Genomic DNA, 16,736 nt, shown 5'->3' with positions numbered 1-16,736 from the left:
GAACCGTCTGGCAAATCATCGCACGCGGAATGCAGATCGTCTGGTCTCCGTTCGCCGGGGCCGGGCTTACGCGACCGTCCGTATCGGCCTGTTTTGGCGTTTCGATACAATCATCGGGTGGTTGGCCGATATAGTGGCGCCCCTGCGACCCAGAAGCGTTCTTCCTCGTCGAGGACGAATCTTCATTACTGGCGCCCGTCGGGTTTCAGCCCGACGGGCGCCATTTTGTTTCCCACAGGATCGAAAACGGTCGCGGCCATGATCCGGTACGCTGCACGGAACGTGGCGGCTGCATGGGCGGCCTCATATTCAGGGATCAGGGCCTCGGTGCCGGGTTCTCGCGGGAGCACGGCACAGTGTCCGGGAATGCAAGCCAATGATGCCGATCCTTCGTCCACACCGCTTGCGCGGGCGCGGGAAATGCCGGGTCCTCGAACGTACCGGCAGCGATCCCGACAAGGTGGGGGAGGCGCTCGGCTTCCCACCAGAGCGACGTTCCGCGCTTGCGGCAGAAATGGAAGGTGACCGGAAATCCGCTCGCCGAGTCCCGGCGAAATGTGCCGCAATCGCCAGACATTTGCCGGACCGATCCACGCGGGAAGAAAGCGGCGACGCTGAAGAGCGATCCGGTACGACGCTGACAATCGAGGCAGTTGCATAACGAGATCTTGGCCGGTTCACCGGTGCATTCGAGCCTGACCGCTCGGCAGTGGCACGCCGCTTCTCTGGTCATAAGGCGATTACATCATTTTGAAGCGGCACACGCAAGCGGTGCCCGCCGTGCGGTCGTCAGAGCGGGGTCAAAAAGGCCGGTAGAAGCTGAACAGCTCTGCGTCGCAGTCGCCGTATCCGCCGATCAGGCCGCGCAGAAGCTGCGCCGCCATCATCGAAAAAGTGATGCCGTTGCCGCCGTAGCCCATCGCGGCATAGCAGTTCGGCATGCGCGGAATGCGGCCGACGGTCGGCGTGCCGACGGGGCTGTTGCCGAAGCTTCCCGTCCAGGCATAAGCGGGTGTGGGATCGAGGCCCGGCAGGAGTCTTCTGAGCTTGGTCGCGAGGCGTTCGGCCTTCGCCCCGATCATGGCGTCGCGCCGCTCCTCGTCGTCGAACGGCTCATCCTCTCCGCCGCAAATGACGGCACCGTCCGGCGTGGTGCGGACATAGAGATAGGGGTCGGATGCCTCCCATATGAGATCGGCGCCGGGCCAGATCGCTTTCGGCTGGGGTGCGGTGGCGATCGACCAGGTCGACATGATATAATTGCCCTTCGACGGGATTCCCTTGAGGCGCTCATAGCCCGTCGCGATCACAAGATGGCGCGCCTTTACGACATGCCCCTCGCGCGTTCGCACGGTAACGCCCCGGTCATGCGGTTCGATCGCGCTGGCCTCGCAGGGCGCGTGAATGCGGCATCCCGCCGCCTGCGCGACGCGCAGATATTCGATCGTCAGTCGCCGCGGATCGGCAATATAGTTGCCATGGCCGATGATCGCGTGCCGGCGGGGGATGCCATAGCGCCGCTCGGTCTCGGCGGGGCCGATGAGTTCGACTTCGAACCCGGCACGGCGCCGCGCATCGGCCTCGCGCGCGAGTCCGGCCGGATCGAGGATATTGCCGTCGAGATAGACCGAGCCGCGCGTCGCGGCTCCCACGTCGAGCCCGAGCCTTTCAGTGCGCTCGCGCAGCGCATCGACCGCCAGTCGCGAGCGCTGCCAGATCCGGGCCGCACGATCATGCCCGATCCTGTCCGCCATGAGGCTGAGCGGCGTGTCGAGTTCATATTGGAGCATCGCGGTGGACGCGGTTGTCGATCCCAGCGAGGGACCGCGTCGGTCGATCACGATGACCTCATGGCCGGCCTCGGACAGCGATTCGGCAATAAGGGCGCCTGAAATTCCTGCGCCGATCACCAGCACCCCGCACACCGCGTCCTGTTCGAGGTGTTGGGTCTTGAGCGCGGGTCTCCGCCGATCCATCCAGATCGAGCGCCCGGTGCGCAGATCGCGACGCTCGGTCGGCGAGACTTGGTTCGTCGTCATTGAGGGGGGCGCCGCAAGAGGAAAAGGGTGTTTTTGGAAGAAGCACATCATGTGCCGCCCGCGGCTCCAGGAGAGCCCCGCGGGCGGCGGCATGCTTAGCACATGGCGCCGGCAGACAGCCAGATCTCCGTGCGGCCCGTGCGGATTTATAAACCGGAATCGGATCGAAAAGTTTCAGCGAGTGCCGAAAATATATTCATGCCGTTCGCCGCAACTATCAGGCCTTGTCATTGGTTCGAGTGGGCATCGATCGATAATCTTCCCGAGCTGGCAACGGCAGCAAATCTGTGGACCCGCTTCGGCGGGTTCCTTTTTGCGCCCGTCGGCAGCGCTTCTCCCGAACGAAAGGAGCTTTCATGAAGAAACCGGCAATCATCGCAGCCCTCGGTGCGGCTGTCACGGCGCCTGTCGTCTGGGCGGCCTGGAAATATATTCCGCGACCGGGACCCGTCGGGAACCCCGCCGTGCCCGAACCCGCCAAGCCGGTCGATCTCGTTCGTTACGGCGGCCGCTGGTACGAGCAGTTCCGCTACGAGGCTTCCTTCCAGAAAGGCATGGATGCCGTGACCGCCGATTACAGCCTGGGTCCCGACGGCAGCGTTCGCGTCGTCAACCGCGGACGCAGGGGCGGCGAGGTAAGCAAATTTGACAAGTCGGTGGGTAAGGCAAAGGTCGTCGACAGGGCGACCAACGCCAAGCTGAAGGTGCGCTTCTTCGGGCCTTTCGCAGGCGATTATTGGGTTCTCGACCATGGCGACGATTATGACTGGTCGATCGTCGGGGAGCCATCTGGCCGGTATCTCTGGGCGCTGACCCGCGAGGCCCGGCCCGGCCCCGAGATTCTCGAGCATCTCGAAGACCGGGTGCGGTCGTTCGGCTACGACTGGTCGCTGGTCCGGATCACGGCGCAGTAGGTCATATCCGCCTCTCGCGCCAGGTTGGCGGGAGCGACGAGGTGGGTGCGGCGCCGCCCGACGGTCCCGCTGACGACGCCAGATTGATCCATGTTAAATTTGGGCCCGGCGTGCTGGTGCCGCGTCGTACCGGGGGCTTGCGCCCGGCCCGATCCCCCGCCATGCACCGACGCCAGATCGCCGCGCGGGGGAACCGGATAACATGAGATCGGAAAAGCTCGCGTCGCTCGGACGCGACAGGCGTGCGAGCCGTGTTATCATCGCCTTGCTCGCTCTCGGGTTCGCCGCGCTGCTCGTGGCTGCGGCGGCGACCTATTGGACGCAGCGGCAGAATGAAGAGAATGCGCAGCTCGTCTCGCACACACTCGCGGTCGAGGCGCGCCTCGGCTCCTTTGCGAGTGTCAACGAACGGATGGAAACCGCGCGCCGCGGGCTTCTCCTCACCAACGATCCTGCCTTCGCCCGTATCATGGCGGCTGCGCAGCGGAGTGCTATCGCGCAGGTAAAGGATCTCGATGGGCTAATCAGTGACAATCTGGGGCAGCGCGCCCGCGCCGCGCGCCTCCGCGAGCTTCTCGATGCTTATCAGGCCTATAACCGTGAAGCGGTTGGCGCCGATGCCGCCGCGCGCCGCGCGGTTGTCGAGGGTTTCATGACCGATACAGGCGTCGCTTATGTCCGCGAGGTTCGCAGCGTCGTCGACGCGATGCTGGCGGAGGAGCTTGGACTGCTTCGCGAGCGTGAGGCCGAGCAGCGGCGTACTCAGGCCTTGTTCAACACCACGCTGCTGCTGACCGGAATGCTGATCGTGGCGGTCGCCGCCGTCACCCTGCTTCTCATTCGCCGCAATCTCGCCGAGCTTCGCGAGTCGCGCGAGCAGCTTCGGATATTGAATGAAGATCTGGAAGAACTGGTAGACGCGCGGACCGCCGAACTCAGCCGGGCCAATGCCGAGATCCAGCGCTTTGCCTATATCGTCAGTCACGACCTGCGGTCGCCGCTCGTCAACGTGATGGGCTTCACCGCCGAACTCGAGGCCGCCCGCAAGGCGATTGCCGATTATCTCGCGCGGAGCGATGCCGGGACGTGGCAGGCCCCCGATGGGCCGACCCGCCTCGCGATCGAGGAGGACCTCCCCGAGGCGATCAATTTCATCCGAAGTTCGACGCAGAAGATGGATCGCCTCATCAACGCGATCCTCAATCTCTCGCGGCAGGGAAGGCGCTCGCTGGCCCCCGAGCGGCTCGACCTTGGCATCCTTGTCAAAGGGATCGCCGAGAGTCTCGAACACCGCATCCAGGAGACGGGTACACGGGTCGAGATCGGCGATTTACCGGGGATCGTGAACGACAGGCTCGCGGTCGAGCAAATCCTCTCGAACCTCGTCGAAAATGCCCTGAAATATCTGAAGCCCGGACGCGCCGGCGTCATCACCGTCAGCGGGGGCACGGAATATGGCCGGGCCTTCGTCGAGGTGAAAGACAATGGCCGCGGGATCGACCCGCGCGACCATGACCGCATATTCGACCTTTTCCGAAGGTCGGGAACACAGGACCAGCCCGGTGAGGGCATCGGTCTCGCACACGCCAGGGCGCTCGCCTATCGCCTCGGCGGCACGATCGACGTGCAATCGGTTCTGGACGAGGGGTCGACCTTCCGTCTCAGTCTGCCGATCGAATGGAAAGGCGGAGATGAAAATGCCTGATCAACAACAACCCGTGAACATCGTGATGATCGAGGATGACGAAGGTCATGCCCGGCTGATCGAGAAGAATATCCGCCGCGCCGGTATCTCGAATACGATCCATCATTTCACCGACGGCACCTCGGCGCTCGCCTTTCTCTATGATGCCGAGGACGGACCCGCGCGCAACGGTCCGGCGCTCGTCCTGCTCGATCTCAATCTGCCCGACATGAGCGGCACCGATATCCTCGCCCGATTGAAGGGCGACGGCAGCGCGCTGCGCCGCACGCCCGTGGTGGTGCTCACCACGACCGACGACAAGGTCGAAATCCAGCGCTGCTACGACCTCGGCTGCAATGTCTACATAACGAAGCCGGTGAACTACGAAAATTTCGCCGACGCGATCCGCCAACTCGGTCTCTTCCTTTCGGTGATCCAGGTCCCCGACCCGGATCCGGCTTGAGAAGCGGGGCGTCCGCCGCCATGGCGCATATCCTCTATATCGATGACGACGAAGGCATAAGGCGTCTCGTCTCGCGCAACCTTGCGCGCGACGGGTTCGAAGTCAGCTTGGCGGCAAGCGGTGCCGAGGGCGTGGCGATGACGCGCGACGGACGTTTCGATCTGATCGCCGTCGATCATTATATGCCGGGGCAGGACGGGCTTGCGACGCTCGAAGCCCTGCGCGCGATCGCGGGCTGTCCGCCAGTCGTTTATGTAACGGGCTCGGAGGAAAGCCGTGTCGCGGTGGCCGCGCTCAAGGCGGGCGCCGATGACTATGTCGTGAAATCCGTGGGCGCGGATTTCTTCGATCTGCTCGCGAACACCTTCGGACAGGTTCTGGAACGCGCAGCCCTCCGCCGCGACCGCGAGCGGGCCGAAGAGGAATTGCGCGCGAGCAATGCACGGCTCGAGGCGCTCCTCAAGGAGGTCAATCACCGGGTCGCCAACAATCTCCAGATGATCATGTCGTTCGTCGCGCTGCAGGCCAAAACGCTGCCCGATCCAGAGGCACGCGAGGCGCTGCAGAAGACGCAGCAGCGGATTGCGACCGTCGCGCAGGTCAACCGCCGTCTCTACACGACCAATGACGTCGAATATGTCGCCATGGACGATTATCTGGCGGGCCTCGCCGCCGATCTTGGCGAGAGCTGGTCGACGGGCGCGGCGCGCCGCGACGTGCGGACCGAGGTGGAGCCGCTGCGGATCGCGACCGACAAGGCCGTCGCGCTGGGCATGATCGCCAATGAGTGGGTCAGCAATGCCTGCAAATATGCCTATGATGTGGCGGACGACGGGCAAATCCGGATCGGGCTCAGCCGTGTCGGCGACCGATCGATCGAGTTGAGCGTCGAGGACGATGGTCCGGGTTTCGCGAGCGACCGGCCGGCGCAGGGCACGGGACTCGGTACGAAGCTCATCGCCGCTATCGCAAGGACGCACCGCGCCGAGGTTCATTACGGGACGAGCGAGCGGACAGGGAAAGGGATGCGCGCGCGGATAGTGCTTCCGCTCGCGGCGCGCGAACTACGCGACTGAGCGGGGATTCAGGCGAGCGCCTTGCCCGCGAGCGCGTCGCAATCGGCGGGCGCTGCGCTCGGGGTGGGAGGCTTGCCGTGATCCTTCCGCAATCCGAGGGCGCTTCCGATCGAGCGCCCGATCGCGCCGATGATTCCGCCCGACTTGCCAGTGGGCTTTCCAGGCGGCGCGAGCGTGATCGACGGGCTCGACAGCGTTCCGCCGATCCTGATCGGATCGACGAGCTTGAGTGCGGCGTCACCCTTGGATGCACCGCCGAATATGAGCGCGATCGTCTCGCCGTCGAGGTCGATCCGGCCGCGTGCAGCGCCTTTCGAAATACTGGTGTCTATGAGCAAGGGCGCGGGCGTGAGGAGACCCTGCCGCACAGTGAAGGCGAGGACGGCGCAGCGGATGGGGACCATCGCGTCGTCGTCGCCAAGCTTCTGTCCGATCGCGCCGCCAAGATCTTGCCCCAGGATGAAGGCGGCCGCCCGGTTCATGGCGCCGCCGCGCGCGACAAAGGCAATCTTGCCGTTGCCGCCGGCGAAAGCGGCGCGGATCGTGTCGCCGCGCCCCTGCAGGCGGACCAGGCCTTCGAGCGGCCCGCGGATCATCGACGGCTGCCCTACGAGGGTGTCGAGCGAGGTGCCGGTCACCCGCAGCTCGGTGGAGAGAAGGGGGGCGTTGCCTCGGGAATCGACCTTGACCCAGCCGGTCATCTGCCCTCTGTCGAGGCCGGCAACGGCGTTGCGAAGCGTAAGCACGCGCTTCTCCAGAACGAGATCGCCCTTGAGGCTGCGGAAGGCCGAGCCGCCCTTGATGAGGAGCCGCGGCGCGTTGAACCTTATGATACCGTCGGTGGGCCCAATTTTCGAGAGGTTGATGCGCGTCTCGGGGATGATGCGCGGACCGGTCCGGGCTTCCCGCACGCGGGCCGCCGCGAGCCCTGCATCGTCTGCAAGATCGTCGAAATCGAATTGCGGCGCATCGATCGTCGCGTCGATCCTGGTGCGCCCCTCGCGCTTGAGGACACTTGCCTTCGCATGGATCGTCGAGCGGCCGATCATGCCGCCGAGCCTGTCGATGAACCAGTCGGGCCCGCGGCGCCGGACTTTGCCCTCGAAGTCGATATCCTGAGTGCCGAAGAGCCCCGCTTCGATGATATAGTCGAGTTGCTTGAGAGTCTGCCCCCGCGTACTCATCTCGATATCCATCTCACGCATGTTCAGCCCACCCGCCATCGTGCCTTTGGCATCGAGCCGGAACGTCGGCGACGCGAGGCTGGCCGAAAAGGGCCAGGACGCCGAGCCCTTTGCGGCTCCGAGCGGTGCGCCCGTTGCTATAAGGCGCGCAGGAACGCCGTCGAAGCGGCCTTCGGCGCGCAGCGTGACGCTGCGGTCCGCCGCTGCCTCTAGCGTTCCGGCAATGTCGAGACGGCGCTTTGCGTCGAGTAGGCTGAAGCGGCTGTCCCTTATGCTCAGCGCGTCGAGCTTCAGCTCGCGGTCGGCCTCATCCGGTCTCTTATCCCCGGAGCCTTCCCAATTGCTCTTGCCATTGGCGTCGCGAACGAGATTGGCTTCGAGCCCGACGATGTCCAGCGAGCGAATGGCGGGGTCACCCAAGAGCAGTGACAGGATCGGTGTCCGGGCGCTCGCGCGCCTGACCTTGAAAAGCGACCCTGTGCCGGCCCACGTCGGCTGCGCGATGCTGACATCCTCGACGACGAGCGTGGGTGTGAAGGAGAAAAACTCCGCACGCGACAGGGCGCCGATGCGGACCGGGGCGCCGAAATGTTCGCCAAGCTGGCGTTCGGCAGTGCCGTGCAGCACCGAAACGGGAAAGGCCCCGATTCCGAGGGCGCCGATAATCAGAAAAGCGCCGCCCGCGCCCGCCGCGAGCCTCGCGCGGCGCGAGAGAGCGTCGAACCCAAACTTTCCGTGACGAAAGAGCGTGCCGCTGGTTGTCGTGGTCATCTTGCCCCCTGTCGCCTTGCCCGCTCCCACCCGGGCACGGAAAAGTCCGCGCGACAGGGCCGCGCGGACTTTCTTCGATCCAGGAAGGATCAGTAGCTGTTTTCGAACTCGTCGATCTCGCGCTCGGCTTCATCCTGCGCGCGACCATATTTTTCCTGGATTTTACCAGCCAGAATCTTGCGGTTGCCGTTGATCTGGTCGAGCTCGTCGTTGGTGAGTTCGCCCCACTTCTTCTGAACATGGCCTTTGACCTGTTCCCAATTGCCCTTGATCGTATCGCTGTTCATGATCGGTCTCCGTTGAAGTTCGATCGTTTAACGCGGGGGCGGGGCGCCTGTTCCTCGGAAAGCTGAATTTGTGCAGCGTGCGAACGACTTGCATAACATAGATTAAACTTATGATTTAAATGGAACATTAGGGTCCGGAAAGCCTCTCTGGATGCCCGCTTCGGGCAGTTTCAGGAAGGCGACAGGCAAATGGCTCGGAACAACGAGCAGGGCGGCAATCAGCCGGCCGGCGGTCGCCAGCAGGAACGGCAGGACTACCGGAACCGTCCGCCGGGCAAGGAGCGCATCGACGACCGGAACCCGGGCGGAAGCGACGATCAGAATCGTCAGAGCCGCTGATGGCAGTCCGGTTTCTCGCATCTGGAAGACCGCTCGCGCGTGCCCGTTTCGCCCCTAATCTTTCTCGGTCGCGAAGGTTGCGAGATTTTCCTTTGCGTCCACCGAGGTGACCAGCAGCGTGTATAAGAGCTTTCCTGCATCGTCGACGCACTCGACGCGCAGTCCCTGGTCGTGTCGCAGAATATGAGGGTCGTCGGCGAGAAGGCTTCCGCCATAGCGTACCGCCTCCAATCCTGCGGTCCTGTCATCGGGAAGGTCGAGACCCACTTCGTCGATCTCGCGGTGCCCATCGCGGGTGTGGAAGAAATAACGTCCCATCTCGTCTGCTCCTTCGGGGGTCAGGGCTGGTCGCGGTGGAGATAGAGGTCGGAGAATTCCGCAGTGCCGATCAATGATTGCAGATCGGCGATGCGAATACCGCGGCCGTCGCGGGCGATGGCGCCCGTGCGTTCCAGCGCCTTCAGTGTCCGGTTCACATGGACAGGGGTCAGACCGAGCACGTCGGCGAGCTGTTCCTGGGTGAGCGGCATTTTGTGAATGTCGAGGCCGCCCGAGCCGGTATCGAGCAGCCGGTAGTGGAGCTCGCAAAAGAGGTGCGCGAGACGCGCGAGCGCATTCCGGCGGCCATTGTTGAGAAGCCATTCGCGGCCGATCGAGGCTTCGATGAGAATGTCGACCATGACGGCGCGCGCGATCGCGGGACGCGCCTGTACCAGGCGTTCGAAATCCGAAATCATGATGACGGTCAGTTCGACGGCGGTCAGTGCCTGCAGATTATGATCGACGGTGCGAAGGTACATCGACTGGAAGTCGAGCGGGTCGCCCGGGATCTTGATCGAGACGATCTCGCGCCCGCCGCCCTCGGTTATCTTCTGCCGGTAAGCGAAGCCCGACCGCAGGACCGGGCAGATATCGGACCGGTCGCCTTCGCGCAAAATATAGTCGTTGGGCTCGAGGCGCCGCGTCTGGTGCGGAAGAGCGGCGATCGCCGCCTGGTCCTCGGTCGAAAGCAGGCTGTGGCTGAGCAGCTTCGCAAGAAAGATCGCCATGCCCGGCGGCGCCATATCCCGATCGAACATTATGCCAGCTCTCCTCATCTAACGTCTGACGGTACATCCGCTGCCGAAATGCGAGCGACGTCGTCATGGTTCCCGCGGGGCTGACAGGGGGCTCGCCACGTCTCAGGCATCGGCGCCGACACGCACCACGGTCTCTATGATTGCGTCGCAAAATGCCGGCAGATCGTCGGGACAGCGGCTGGTGATAATATTGCCGTCGACCACGACCTCTTTGTCAAAGACTTGGGCGCCGCCATTGGCAACATCGGTGCGGATCGACTTGTAGCAAGTCATGTTGCGGCCTTTCGCAAGGCCCGCCTCGACGAGCAGCCAGGGCGCATGACAGATCGCTGCCACAGGCTTGTCGGCGTCGGCGAAAGCCTGGATGAGCGCGATCGCCTCCTCCTCGACGCGCAGCAGGTCGGGGTTGATCTGGCCGCCGGGTAGTACAAGTGCGTCGAAATCTTCGGCGCGGGCGTCCGCGATCAGCAAGTCGACGTCGATCTCGTCGCCCCAATTATCGTCGTCCCACCCCTTGATCTGTCCCTCTTTCAGAGACGCGACCCGGACCTCGGCGCCGGCCTCCTTCAGTTTTTCGAGCGGAACCTCAAGTTCGGACTGCTCGAATCCATCGGTTGCCATGATAAGAATGCGGCGAGCGGCGAGGGGCGCGTTCATGGGAATTTCCTTTTCGAATGATATCGGCGGCGGGGGACGGCGGACCAGCGCGTTTCGGTGTCGTCACGTCGCTCGGGATTTAGCCGTTCCCCGATATAGCGAAGCCGGACCGTGCGGGAGCGACGGCCCGGCCCAGAGAGCGCCGCAAACGCGCTCGTCTGTCGCTGGATGATCAGCGGTTCTGACGATTTTCGTCGTCGCGGCCGGCCTGGTTGCCACCCTGATTGTCGTCCTGGTCCTGGTTCGGCTGGCGGCGGGTCTGATCCTGCTGTTCTTGCTGGCCGTCCTGACCGGGGTTCTGGTTGGGCTGGTTGCCGCCCTGCTGGTTATTCTGCGCCATGATGGCCTCTCCTTCGCGGTGTTGCCCTCGGGGGTGTGGGCCTCATGGAGACGCGCTGGATGGGCAATTGTTCCATTAAAATCATGAACTTAATCTATGTTATGAAACCCATTTGTCAGCGATATTGCTGGAACCAAATATGTTCGTCTGCGTTGCGTGCACATCCACTTCGGATGAATGGTACGGCGTGCTTCGCTGCCTCTTCGCTTGCGCGCGGGGCGCGAGGACGCGCCCAACAGCGGGAGAAATATCATGTTCAGATGGGCCATCATCTTCGCCGTCGTCGCCCTTGTCGCAGCGCTGCTCGGCTTCGGTGGCATCGCCGGTCTCTCGGCCGACTTTGCGAAGATTCTTCTCGTCATCGGCGTCGTTCTTTTCGTTGTTGCCTTCGTCTTCGGGCGCGGTCGCCGCACACTGCCATGATCTACCGGGCTCTGCAGTTCGGAGCCCCGCCTTCCGGGGATGATGGAAGCCTCCTTCCGTCTTCCCCCACGGGTGCCGGCGGCCAACCCTTCGGTCGCCGGCACACGACTATGTCAGGGCGCGCGTAGCGTGGGCGGCAGGCCGTCCTTGCAAAGCCACCCTTCCATTATCCGGTTACGCCCGATGGCCGCTCCTTCAAGGTTCGCGGTCGCCCCCTTGGCGCATATCAACCCGGCATTGTCTGAAGACGATCGCGCGCGTCTTGCGTCCCAGCGGATGGCAGCGCGGAGCGCGGTTCGTGCGGCACGAGGCGGGAAGGACGCAGCCGCCATTCGCCGGGCGAGGGCGGCCATCGATCGCGCCAAACGGGCGCTTGGCGAGCGCGGCCCGTGCGGTGAGCCGACGGTCCTCCCGACTTCGATCGCCACAAGGCGATCAACATGGCTTATGCTGGCGCTGCCGCCGGATTGAACTGTCAGGGTTTAGCGGTCATCAGCGGGGCGGTTGAACCGCGGTGGACGGTCAGTATCACGCTGCCGAGCCCGGCGGCGGGGATGATCTTCAATCGCTCGGAACCGATGCCCCGTTCATCGAGCATGGTTGCCAGCGCCTTCGCCTGGGCCTCGTCCCCCGCGATTTCGAGCGATGCAGCCGGAGCGGCACGGAGGATAGTCGCGAGATCGGCCGCGGATCCAAGTCCTTTGCTGGTCAGCCGCGGCCGATCTTCGTCGAATCCGGCAAATGCGAACCGCGCTTCGTCGCCTTCGCGCGATGCCAGCCATTCGGCGATCCCGCGAGGCAGCGAACCCTCGGCAGCGACGAAGGTCGAGCCGTCGGGAAGGGTCAGTAGCGCGTTGACCGGGCCGCTGGGCGACGCGGCCTCGACGCTTTGGGCACCGCATGACTGTAGCGAGAGGGTCGCGGCCCCGATCGACAGGGCCGATGCCATAACCAACAGCAAGCGCGTCATATTATCTCCCTTTCCTGTTGTTTGCTCAACGCGCGCCGAATGCCGATGTTGCCAGGCAAAAAGGCTTCAGCGCGTCCCGGATCGGGCCATTACGCGAGGTCGCGCACCTTGGGCTCGCGGTCCCAGTGGCGGCGCGTGCCGACCTTTATGAAATCGGCGAGAGCGACGATGCCCTCGTCGAACTCCACCCCGGCCTTGTCGAGCAGCACCCGGCTCGCTTGGTCGTGCGCGATCGTCTTGCAATGGCCGAAGGCGTCCATGAACCATTGCACGGCCGCGCCTTCACGGCTGAGCTTGTTCGCGGCCTCTTCGGTCAGGACCGAGGCCACCGCGTCGAACAGCACCGAGGGCGAGCCGGCGAGCTGCCCGTCGGCCTTCAGCGTTCCGCCGGACACAGGAATGCCGCCGACTTTGGGGGCGACGAGGAAGGTGCTGCCGCCGGCTTTCTCGATCTGCGTCCTGAGCTTGTCGATCGTGTCCTTATCGGAGCCTTCGGCGAACAGGATCGCGACTTTTCGTCCCTTGATGTCGGGACGGTCGTCCTTCTGGATCGACAGCGCATCTGACGGCGCCATGTCGATGGCGGCCTTGGCGGGCTTGATCCTCGCGGGAAGATCGATCGCGAGCCCCTTGGCGACGCGCTTCGCGAGATCCTCGTCGATATTGCGAAGCTGACCGACGACGCGGGCGCGGACATGGTCGAGCGTGACCTTCGAGAGCTCGAACACCAGCGCCGAGGCGATATGTGCCTGCTCGTTCTCCGTCTGCGAGCAAAAGAAGAGCCGTGCCTGGCTGAAATGATCGGCAAACAGGTCGGCGCGGATGCGCAGCTTCTGGGATGGATCGTTACGCTCGCCATTCTCCGGGAAGGTCGTGAACCCGGTGTCGGGGCAGGCGCGCGGGCCGGCGTCCTCTCCCGCTTCGGCGAGACTGTTGGGCTCATAGTTCGCACGGCCCTTGGGAATGAGCGTCTGCATCATCCCGTCCCGCTGGAAATTGTGGAACGGGCATTTGGGCGCGTTGATCGGAATCTGATGGAAGTTCGTCGTGCCGAGACGCGACTTCTGCGTATCAAGATAGGAGAAGAGGCGTCCCTGCAGCAGCGGGTCGTTGCTAAAATCGATGCCGGGAATAATGTTCGAGGGCAGATAGGCAACCTGCTCGGTCTCGGCGAAGAAATTGTCGGGATTGCGGTTTAGCGTCATCCGCCCGACGATCTCGACCGGCACATCCTCCTCGGGGATGAGCTTGGTCGCATCGAGCACATCATAGTGCTGCTTTTCGGCGAAGGCCTCGTCGAATATCTGCACGCCGAGATCCCACTGCGGGAAGTCGCCGGCCTCGATCGCCTCGAAGAGGTCGCGGCGCTGATAGTCGGGGTCGGCGCCCGCGATTTTGACCGCCTCGTCCCAAACCATCGACTGGAGGCCGAGCGCGGGCTTCCAGTGGAACTTCACAAACTTCGACCGTCCCTTCGCATTGACGAAACGGAATGTATGAACGCCAAAGCCTTCGATGGTGCGGAAGCTGCGAGGGATCGCCCTATCGGACATCGCCCACATGATCATGTGGAAGCTCTCGGGCATCAGGGAGATGAAATCCCAGAAGGTGTCGTGCGCGCTCGCGGCCTGCGGATAGCCGCGGTCGGCCTCCATCTTGACGCTATGGACAAGGTCGGGGAACTTCATCGCGTCCTGGATGAAGAAGACCGGGATATTGTTGCCGACGAGATCCCAGTTGCCCGCCTCGGTGTAGAGCTTGACCGCAAAGCCGCGCACGTCGCGGGGCGTGTCGATCGATCCCGCGCCGCCGGCGACGGTCGAGAAGCGCACGAAGACCGGGCAAGTCTTGCCAACCTCCTGGAAGATGTCGGCCTTGGTGAGTTCGGGGATCGCGCGCGTGCATTCGAAGACGCCGTGAGCACCCGAGCCGCGGGCATGAACGATGCGTTCGGGGATGCGCTCATGGTCGAAGTGAAAAATCTTCTCGCGGAGGACAAAATCCTCGAGCAGCGTCGGTCCGCGTTGACCCGCCTTGAGGCTGTTCTGATTGTCGGCGATCCGGTGCCCGAAATTGTCGGTGAGATGCGCACGGCCATCGCGTTCGTCGTCGCCCGCGATATGCTGATGAAGCTCGCCGGCATTGCCTTTGTCGGCTCTGACCCGGGTCTGACCGCTTCCCGGCTGGTGGGCTTCGAGGCTGTTATCGGTTGCGGGCGAAGGCTGCGGCTTCTTCGGCATCGGTTGGCTCCTTGGCTGATTGCTTGCCAAGCCAACGCAGGCCACGCGCCCAAGTTTCATGACGCAGAAAATACGCAAAACTGCCGATAACCTAAGTTAAGTCCGGTCGCTTTAAGTCGTCCAGTCCACATAATTGCGAGCGTCGGCTAGCCCGGCTTGACGTATGGAAGCGTTGTGCCCAACGATTAGTCGTAAGGAATGACGGATGATGATCCCGGCTAAAGCGCGGAACCGTCTTTGTGGCCTGGCGTTTGGCATTTATCCAGAACGTGGCGGGGTGCGGGTCCAACCGGGGTCGCTCGGCTCGGGTTGTGGCGAGGACCTAAAGTGGCTGCACAGACGTTACTGGTCGTTGAGGATGAGTTCCTCATTCGTTTCATGCTTTGCGATTCCTTGCGCGATCTTGGCTACCAGGTTTTGGAAGCTGCCAGCGGAGACGAGGGCCTCGACATTTTGATGTCCGGGCAAACAATCGATCTCGTTATTACGGACGTGCACATGCCCGGCGGCCTGGATGGAATGGAACTGACCCGCCGCGCGAAACGGCTTGCTCCCGACCGGCCGGTGATCGTGTGCTCGGCGCATCTGGTTTCTTCCGATGCACCTCCGGCCGACGCATTTATCGCGAAACCCTATACGGTGGCGGCGCTTTCCGCGGCGATCGAAAGACTGATTGGAGATCCATGGCAGACGAGTTCCCGGGACCTCAGTGCCTGATCGTCGCGGATGCCGACGTGCTAATCCGAAATGCGCTTGCCGAATATCTTCGGCACTGCGGCTACAAGGTCTTCGAGGCCGCAACGTCCGACGAAGTGGTCGTCGCGCTCGAGGAAGGGAGTATGACGGTCGATGCACTGCTGATCGACGCCGAGCTCTGCGGACGATATAATGCTTTCGAGTTGCGAATGTGGGCGAGGGAAAATTACCCCGACGTGACAGTGGTTCTTGCGGGCAGCGTGGATTCCGCCGCCAGGGCCGCTGGTCAGTTATGTGACGAAGGCCCGCATCTCCGGCGCCCCTATGATCCCGAAAATGTAGCCCTGCATATCAAGCGCCTGTTGTCGGCAGCCCGGCGGCACCATCCTTAGCGCGTAAGCACGGATGCTGATGCACGAGGCCAATTGATCAAACGATCCGATGGGGCTGGCGTCGGCGTTCGAAGGCAGGATGATCCCAGGTCTCCGAGCATGCCGTCGGTCGAAAGGCGAATAGCGCTCGGTGCCGCTTCCTTACCATATTATTGAAGCGTGGGTTTGGGTGTGTATCCATTCTTATAGTCGGTCGTGTCCGGAACATGGCGGGCAGGATCGGGGTGCGGCGGTAGCTTGGTCGCGGGCGGTGCGGGCCCTCTCTTGCCGGGACCTTTCTTGTTGCTGGTCATCACGGTCTCGAACATATTTTGCACCCTTCGGCTTCGGTTCATATTTTATCCTGGCTTGGAACGGCGGCATTCATCAGAAACCGGGCGAGCGATCGCTGTAGCCGGTAAAGTCCGGGGAGAGGCCACGGCTCCGGCGGAAGCGGTTGATGCGCGTCGCATAGTGGCGGGCCAGATCGAAGGCACCGTCGCCGTTCGGCCGGGTGCGGCTGGCGGTCATCAGGGCGATCTGATGATGGTAGAAGAGCTGGTTCATATCCATGATGAATTCCTGAAGAGGTAAGGTCTCAAACGCGTTTGAGGACAAAGTATTGGACGTCCCGCCTATCAGGGGGCCGGGTCTGGCATCTCGAGGCGTCGCCGGACGACTTCGTCGAGCTTTCCGGCCGCCGCTGCCGCCATGTCGGCGAGGAGCCAGGGGACGGCGCTGAGATTGTTCTGCGCTGCGGGGCCAAGTGCTTCGAGAAGAACCTCCTCGATATGGTCCGCGAGCGTGAGGGCGCGCAGCGGGTTGGGCCTCGTTACAAATATGTGGGGATGTAGCGTCTCGAGCGCGGCGCGAATGATCTCGCGCTGTTCCTGTGTCGTGATCCGCGGTTGCGGAGGACCCGGCAAGGCAGGTTCGCTCAAGACGGTCCCCCTGCCAGGTCAAATTTTCCGAAAGTCATTCATGCAAGACACTGCTTTCGCACTGCCTCCGCCAAACGGTCCTTCTCGGCGCGCGCCGCTTCGGACTTCTGCTGCCGCGACGCCATGGCGTGCCATGCGGCCGCCGAGCGAAGGTTGCGGTCGCGAACTTCCGTCAGGTCCGATGCGGCGGCATCGGCCTCGCAGCGTTCGGCCTGCCCGCGATAATGTTCACTCGTTGCGTTTGCGGCCATGCTGCTATCCT

At 63.2% G+C, this 16,736-nt stretch carries 22 protein-coding genes; 9 read left to right on the top strand and 13 right to left on the bottom strand.

All coding sequences use genetic code 11. The annotated features are described in order from the left end of the window. Positions 1-316 precede the first annotated feature (316 nt). Together ATE62_RS22775 and ATE62_RS05010 are read right to left on the bottom strand one after the other, a co-directional pair. Positions 317-733 carry a GFA family protein gene (locus ATE62_RS22775; RefSeq protein WP_082662610.1) on the bottom strand — a complete coding sequence of 139 codons (417 nt, stop codon included), beginning with the start codon at positions 731-733 and terminating at the stop codon, positions 317-319. Positions 734-800: 67 nt separating this feature from the next. After that, positions 801-2,039, bottom strand: a complete 1,239-nt coding sequence (locus ATE62_RS05010) for an NAD(P)/FAD-dependent oxidoreductase (protein ID WP_058806902.1) — start codon at positions 2,037-2,039, stop codon at positions 801-803. A 102-nt stretch (positions 2,040-2,141) separates the two neighbouring features. Here ATE62_RS05010 and ATE62_RS23200 point away from each other — a divergent pair, with 102 nt between their 5' ends. The 5 genes from ATE62_RS23200 to ATE62_RS04990 all read left to right on the top strand — a co-directional run bounded on the left by ATE62_RS23200 (position 2,142) and on the right by ATE62_RS04990 (position 6,176). Beyond that, positions 2,142-2,399: a hypothetical protein gene (locus tag ATE62_RS23200; protein ID WP_156420429.1), complete on the top strand. Its 258-nt coding sequence runs from the start codon at positions 2,142-2,144 to the stop codon at positions 2,397-2,399. Next, entirely contained in the window at positions 2,396-2,953 is a 558-nt protein-coding gene (locus tag ATE62_RS05005) for a lipocalin family protein (protein WP_058806901.1), read from the top strand. Before ATE62_RS23200 ends, ATE62_RS05005 begins: the two co-directional genes overlap by 4 nt. Before the next feature lie 202 nt (positions 2,954-3,155). Beyond that, a complete protein-coding gene (locus ATE62_RS05000; protein ID WP_058806899.1) occupies positions 3,156-4,658 on the top strand; it encodes a sensor histidine kinase in 1,503 nt (500 codons plus the stop codon). Next, on the top strand, positions 4,651-5,100 hold the full coding sequence (locus tag ATE62_RS04995; protein ID WP_058806897.1) for a response regulator: 450 nt from the start codon (positions 4,651-4,653) through the stop codon (positions 5,098-5,100). The genes ATE62_RS05000 and ATE62_RS04995 overlap by 8 nt, the downstream gene beginning before the upstream one ends. Before the next feature lie 20 nt (positions 5,101-5,120). After that, positions 5,121-6,176: a sensor histidine kinase gene (locus ATE62_RS04990; protein ID WP_058806895.1), complete on the top strand. Its 1,056-nt coding sequence runs from the start codon at positions 5,121-5,123 to the stop codon at positions 6,174-6,176. A gap of 8 nt (positions 6,177-6,184) precedes the next feature. On the opposite strand, the gene ATE62_RS04985 is transcribed toward ATE62_RS04990, so the two are convergent. Next, a complete protein-coding gene (locus tag ATE62_RS04985; protein WP_058818445.1) occupies positions 6,185-8,131 on the bottom strand; it encodes an AsmA family protein in 1,947 nt (648 codons plus the stop codon). A gap of 89 nt (positions 8,132-8,220) precedes the next feature. Continuing rightward, on the bottom strand, positions 8,221-8,418 hold the full coding sequence (locus ATE62_RS04980) for a CsbD family protein (protein WP_058806891.1): 198 nt from the start codon (positions 8,416-8,418) through the stop codon (positions 8,221-8,223). Between the two features lie 189 nt (positions 8,419-8,607). Here ATE62_RS04980 and ATE62_RS23195 point away from each other — a divergent pair, with 189 nt between their 5' ends. Continuing rightward, positions 8,608-8,757, top strand: a complete 150-nt coding sequence (locus ATE62_RS23195; RefSeq protein WP_156420428.1) for a hypothetical protein — start codon at positions 8,608-8,610, stop codon at positions 8,755-8,757. A gap of 54 nt (positions 8,758-8,811) precedes the next feature. On the opposite strand, the gene ATE62_RS04975 is transcribed toward ATE62_RS23195, so the two are convergent. From ATE62_RS04975 to ATE62_RS23190, 4 genes are all read right to left on the bottom strand, one after another. Continuing rightward, on the bottom strand, positions 8,812-9,075 hold the full coding sequence (locus ATE62_RS04975) for a DUF6894 family protein (protein WP_058806889.1): 264 nt from the start codon (positions 9,073-9,075) through the stop codon (positions 8,812-8,814). A 20-nt stretch (positions 9,076-9,095) separates the two neighbouring features. After that, entirely contained in the window at positions 9,096-9,836 is a 741-nt protein-coding gene (locus ATE62_RS04970; RefSeq protein WP_058818444.1) for a Crp/Fnr family transcriptional regulator, read from the bottom strand. Between the two features lie 102 nt (positions 9,837-9,938). Beyond that, positions 9,939-10,493, bottom strand: coding sequence for a type 1 glutamine amidotransferase domain-containing protein (locus ATE62_RS04965; protein WP_058806885.1), 555 nt, complete (start codon positions 10,491-10,493; stop codon positions 9,939-9,941). 172 nt (positions 10,494-10,665) lie between these two features. Further along, a complete protein-coding gene (locus tag ATE62_RS23190; RefSeq protein WP_156420427.1) occupies positions 10,666-10,833 on the bottom strand; it encodes a hypothetical protein in 168 nt (55 codons plus the stop codon). 252 nt (positions 10,834-11,085) lie between these two features. On the opposite strand from ATE62_RS23190, the gene ATE62_RS22770 reads away from it, so the two are divergent. Continuing rightward, on the top strand, positions 11,086-11,256 hold the full coding sequence (locus tag ATE62_RS22770) for a DUF1328 domain-containing protein (RefSeq protein WP_082662608.1): 171 nt from the start codon (positions 11,086-11,088) through the stop codon (positions 11,254-11,256). Positions 11,257-11,731: 475 nt separating this feature from the next. On the opposite strand, the gene ATE62_RS23185 is transcribed toward ATE62_RS22770, so the two are convergent. Then, positions 11,732-12,226, bottom strand: a complete 495-nt coding sequence (locus tag ATE62_RS23185; RefSeq protein WP_156420426.1) for a hypothetical protein — start codon at positions 12,224-12,226, stop codon at positions 11,732-11,734. A gap of 89 nt (positions 12,227-12,315) precedes the next feature. After that, complete coding sequence (locus ATE62_RS04955) at positions 12,316-14,466, bottom strand: catalase (RefSeq protein WP_058806882.1); 2,151 nt, start codon at positions 14,464-14,466, stop codon at positions 12,316-12,318. A gap of 327 nt (positions 14,467-14,793) precedes the next feature. On the opposite strand from ATE62_RS04955, the gene ATE62_RS04950 reads away from it, so the two are divergent. Beyond that, complete coding sequence (locus ATE62_RS04950; RefSeq protein ID WP_058806880.1) at positions 14,794-15,183, top strand: response regulator; 390 nt, start codon at positions 14,794-14,796, stop codon at positions 15,181-15,183. After that, positions 15,150-15,554, top strand: a complete 405-nt coding sequence (locus ATE62_RS04945; RefSeq protein WP_058806878.1) for a response regulator — start codon at positions 15,150-15,152, stop codon at positions 15,552-15,554. The genes ATE62_RS04950 and ATE62_RS04945 overlap by 34 nt, the downstream gene beginning before the upstream one ends. 366 nt (positions 15,555-15,920) lie before the next feature. Here the strand turns inward: ATE62_RS04945 and ATE62_RS04940 are convergent, their stop codons facing one another. The 3 genes from ATE62_RS04940 to ATE62_RS04930 all read right to left on the bottom strand — a co-directional run bounded on the left by ATE62_RS04940 (position 15,921) and on the right by ATE62_RS04930 (position 16,725). Next, positions 15,921-16,100 (bottom strand): hypothetical protein, encoded by a 180-nt coding sequence (locus ATE62_RS04940; RefSeq protein WP_231736120.1) that lies wholly within the window; start codon positions 16,098-16,100, stop codon positions 15,921-15,923. Between the two features lie 71 nt (positions 16,101-16,171). After that, entirely contained in the window at positions 16,172-16,474 is a 303-nt protein-coding gene (locus ATE62_RS04935; RefSeq protein ID WP_058806875.1) for a hypothetical protein, read from the bottom strand. Between the two features lie 38 nt (positions 16,475-16,512). Continuing rightward, positions 16,513-16,725, bottom strand: coding sequence for a hypothetical protein (locus tag ATE62_RS04930; RefSeq protein WP_058806874.1), 213 nt, complete (start codon positions 16,723-16,725; stop codon positions 16,513-16,515). Between the last annotated feature and the right edge of the window lie 11 nt (positions 16,726-16,736).

The sequence above is a fragment of the Sphingopyxis sp. HIX genome, assembly GCF_001468285.1.
Classification (GTDB): domain Bacteria; phylum Pseudomonadota; class Alphaproteobacteria; order Sphingomonadales; family Sphingomonadaceae; genus Sphingopyxis.
This window is presented reverse-complemented; position numbering and strand designations above follow the sequence as displayed.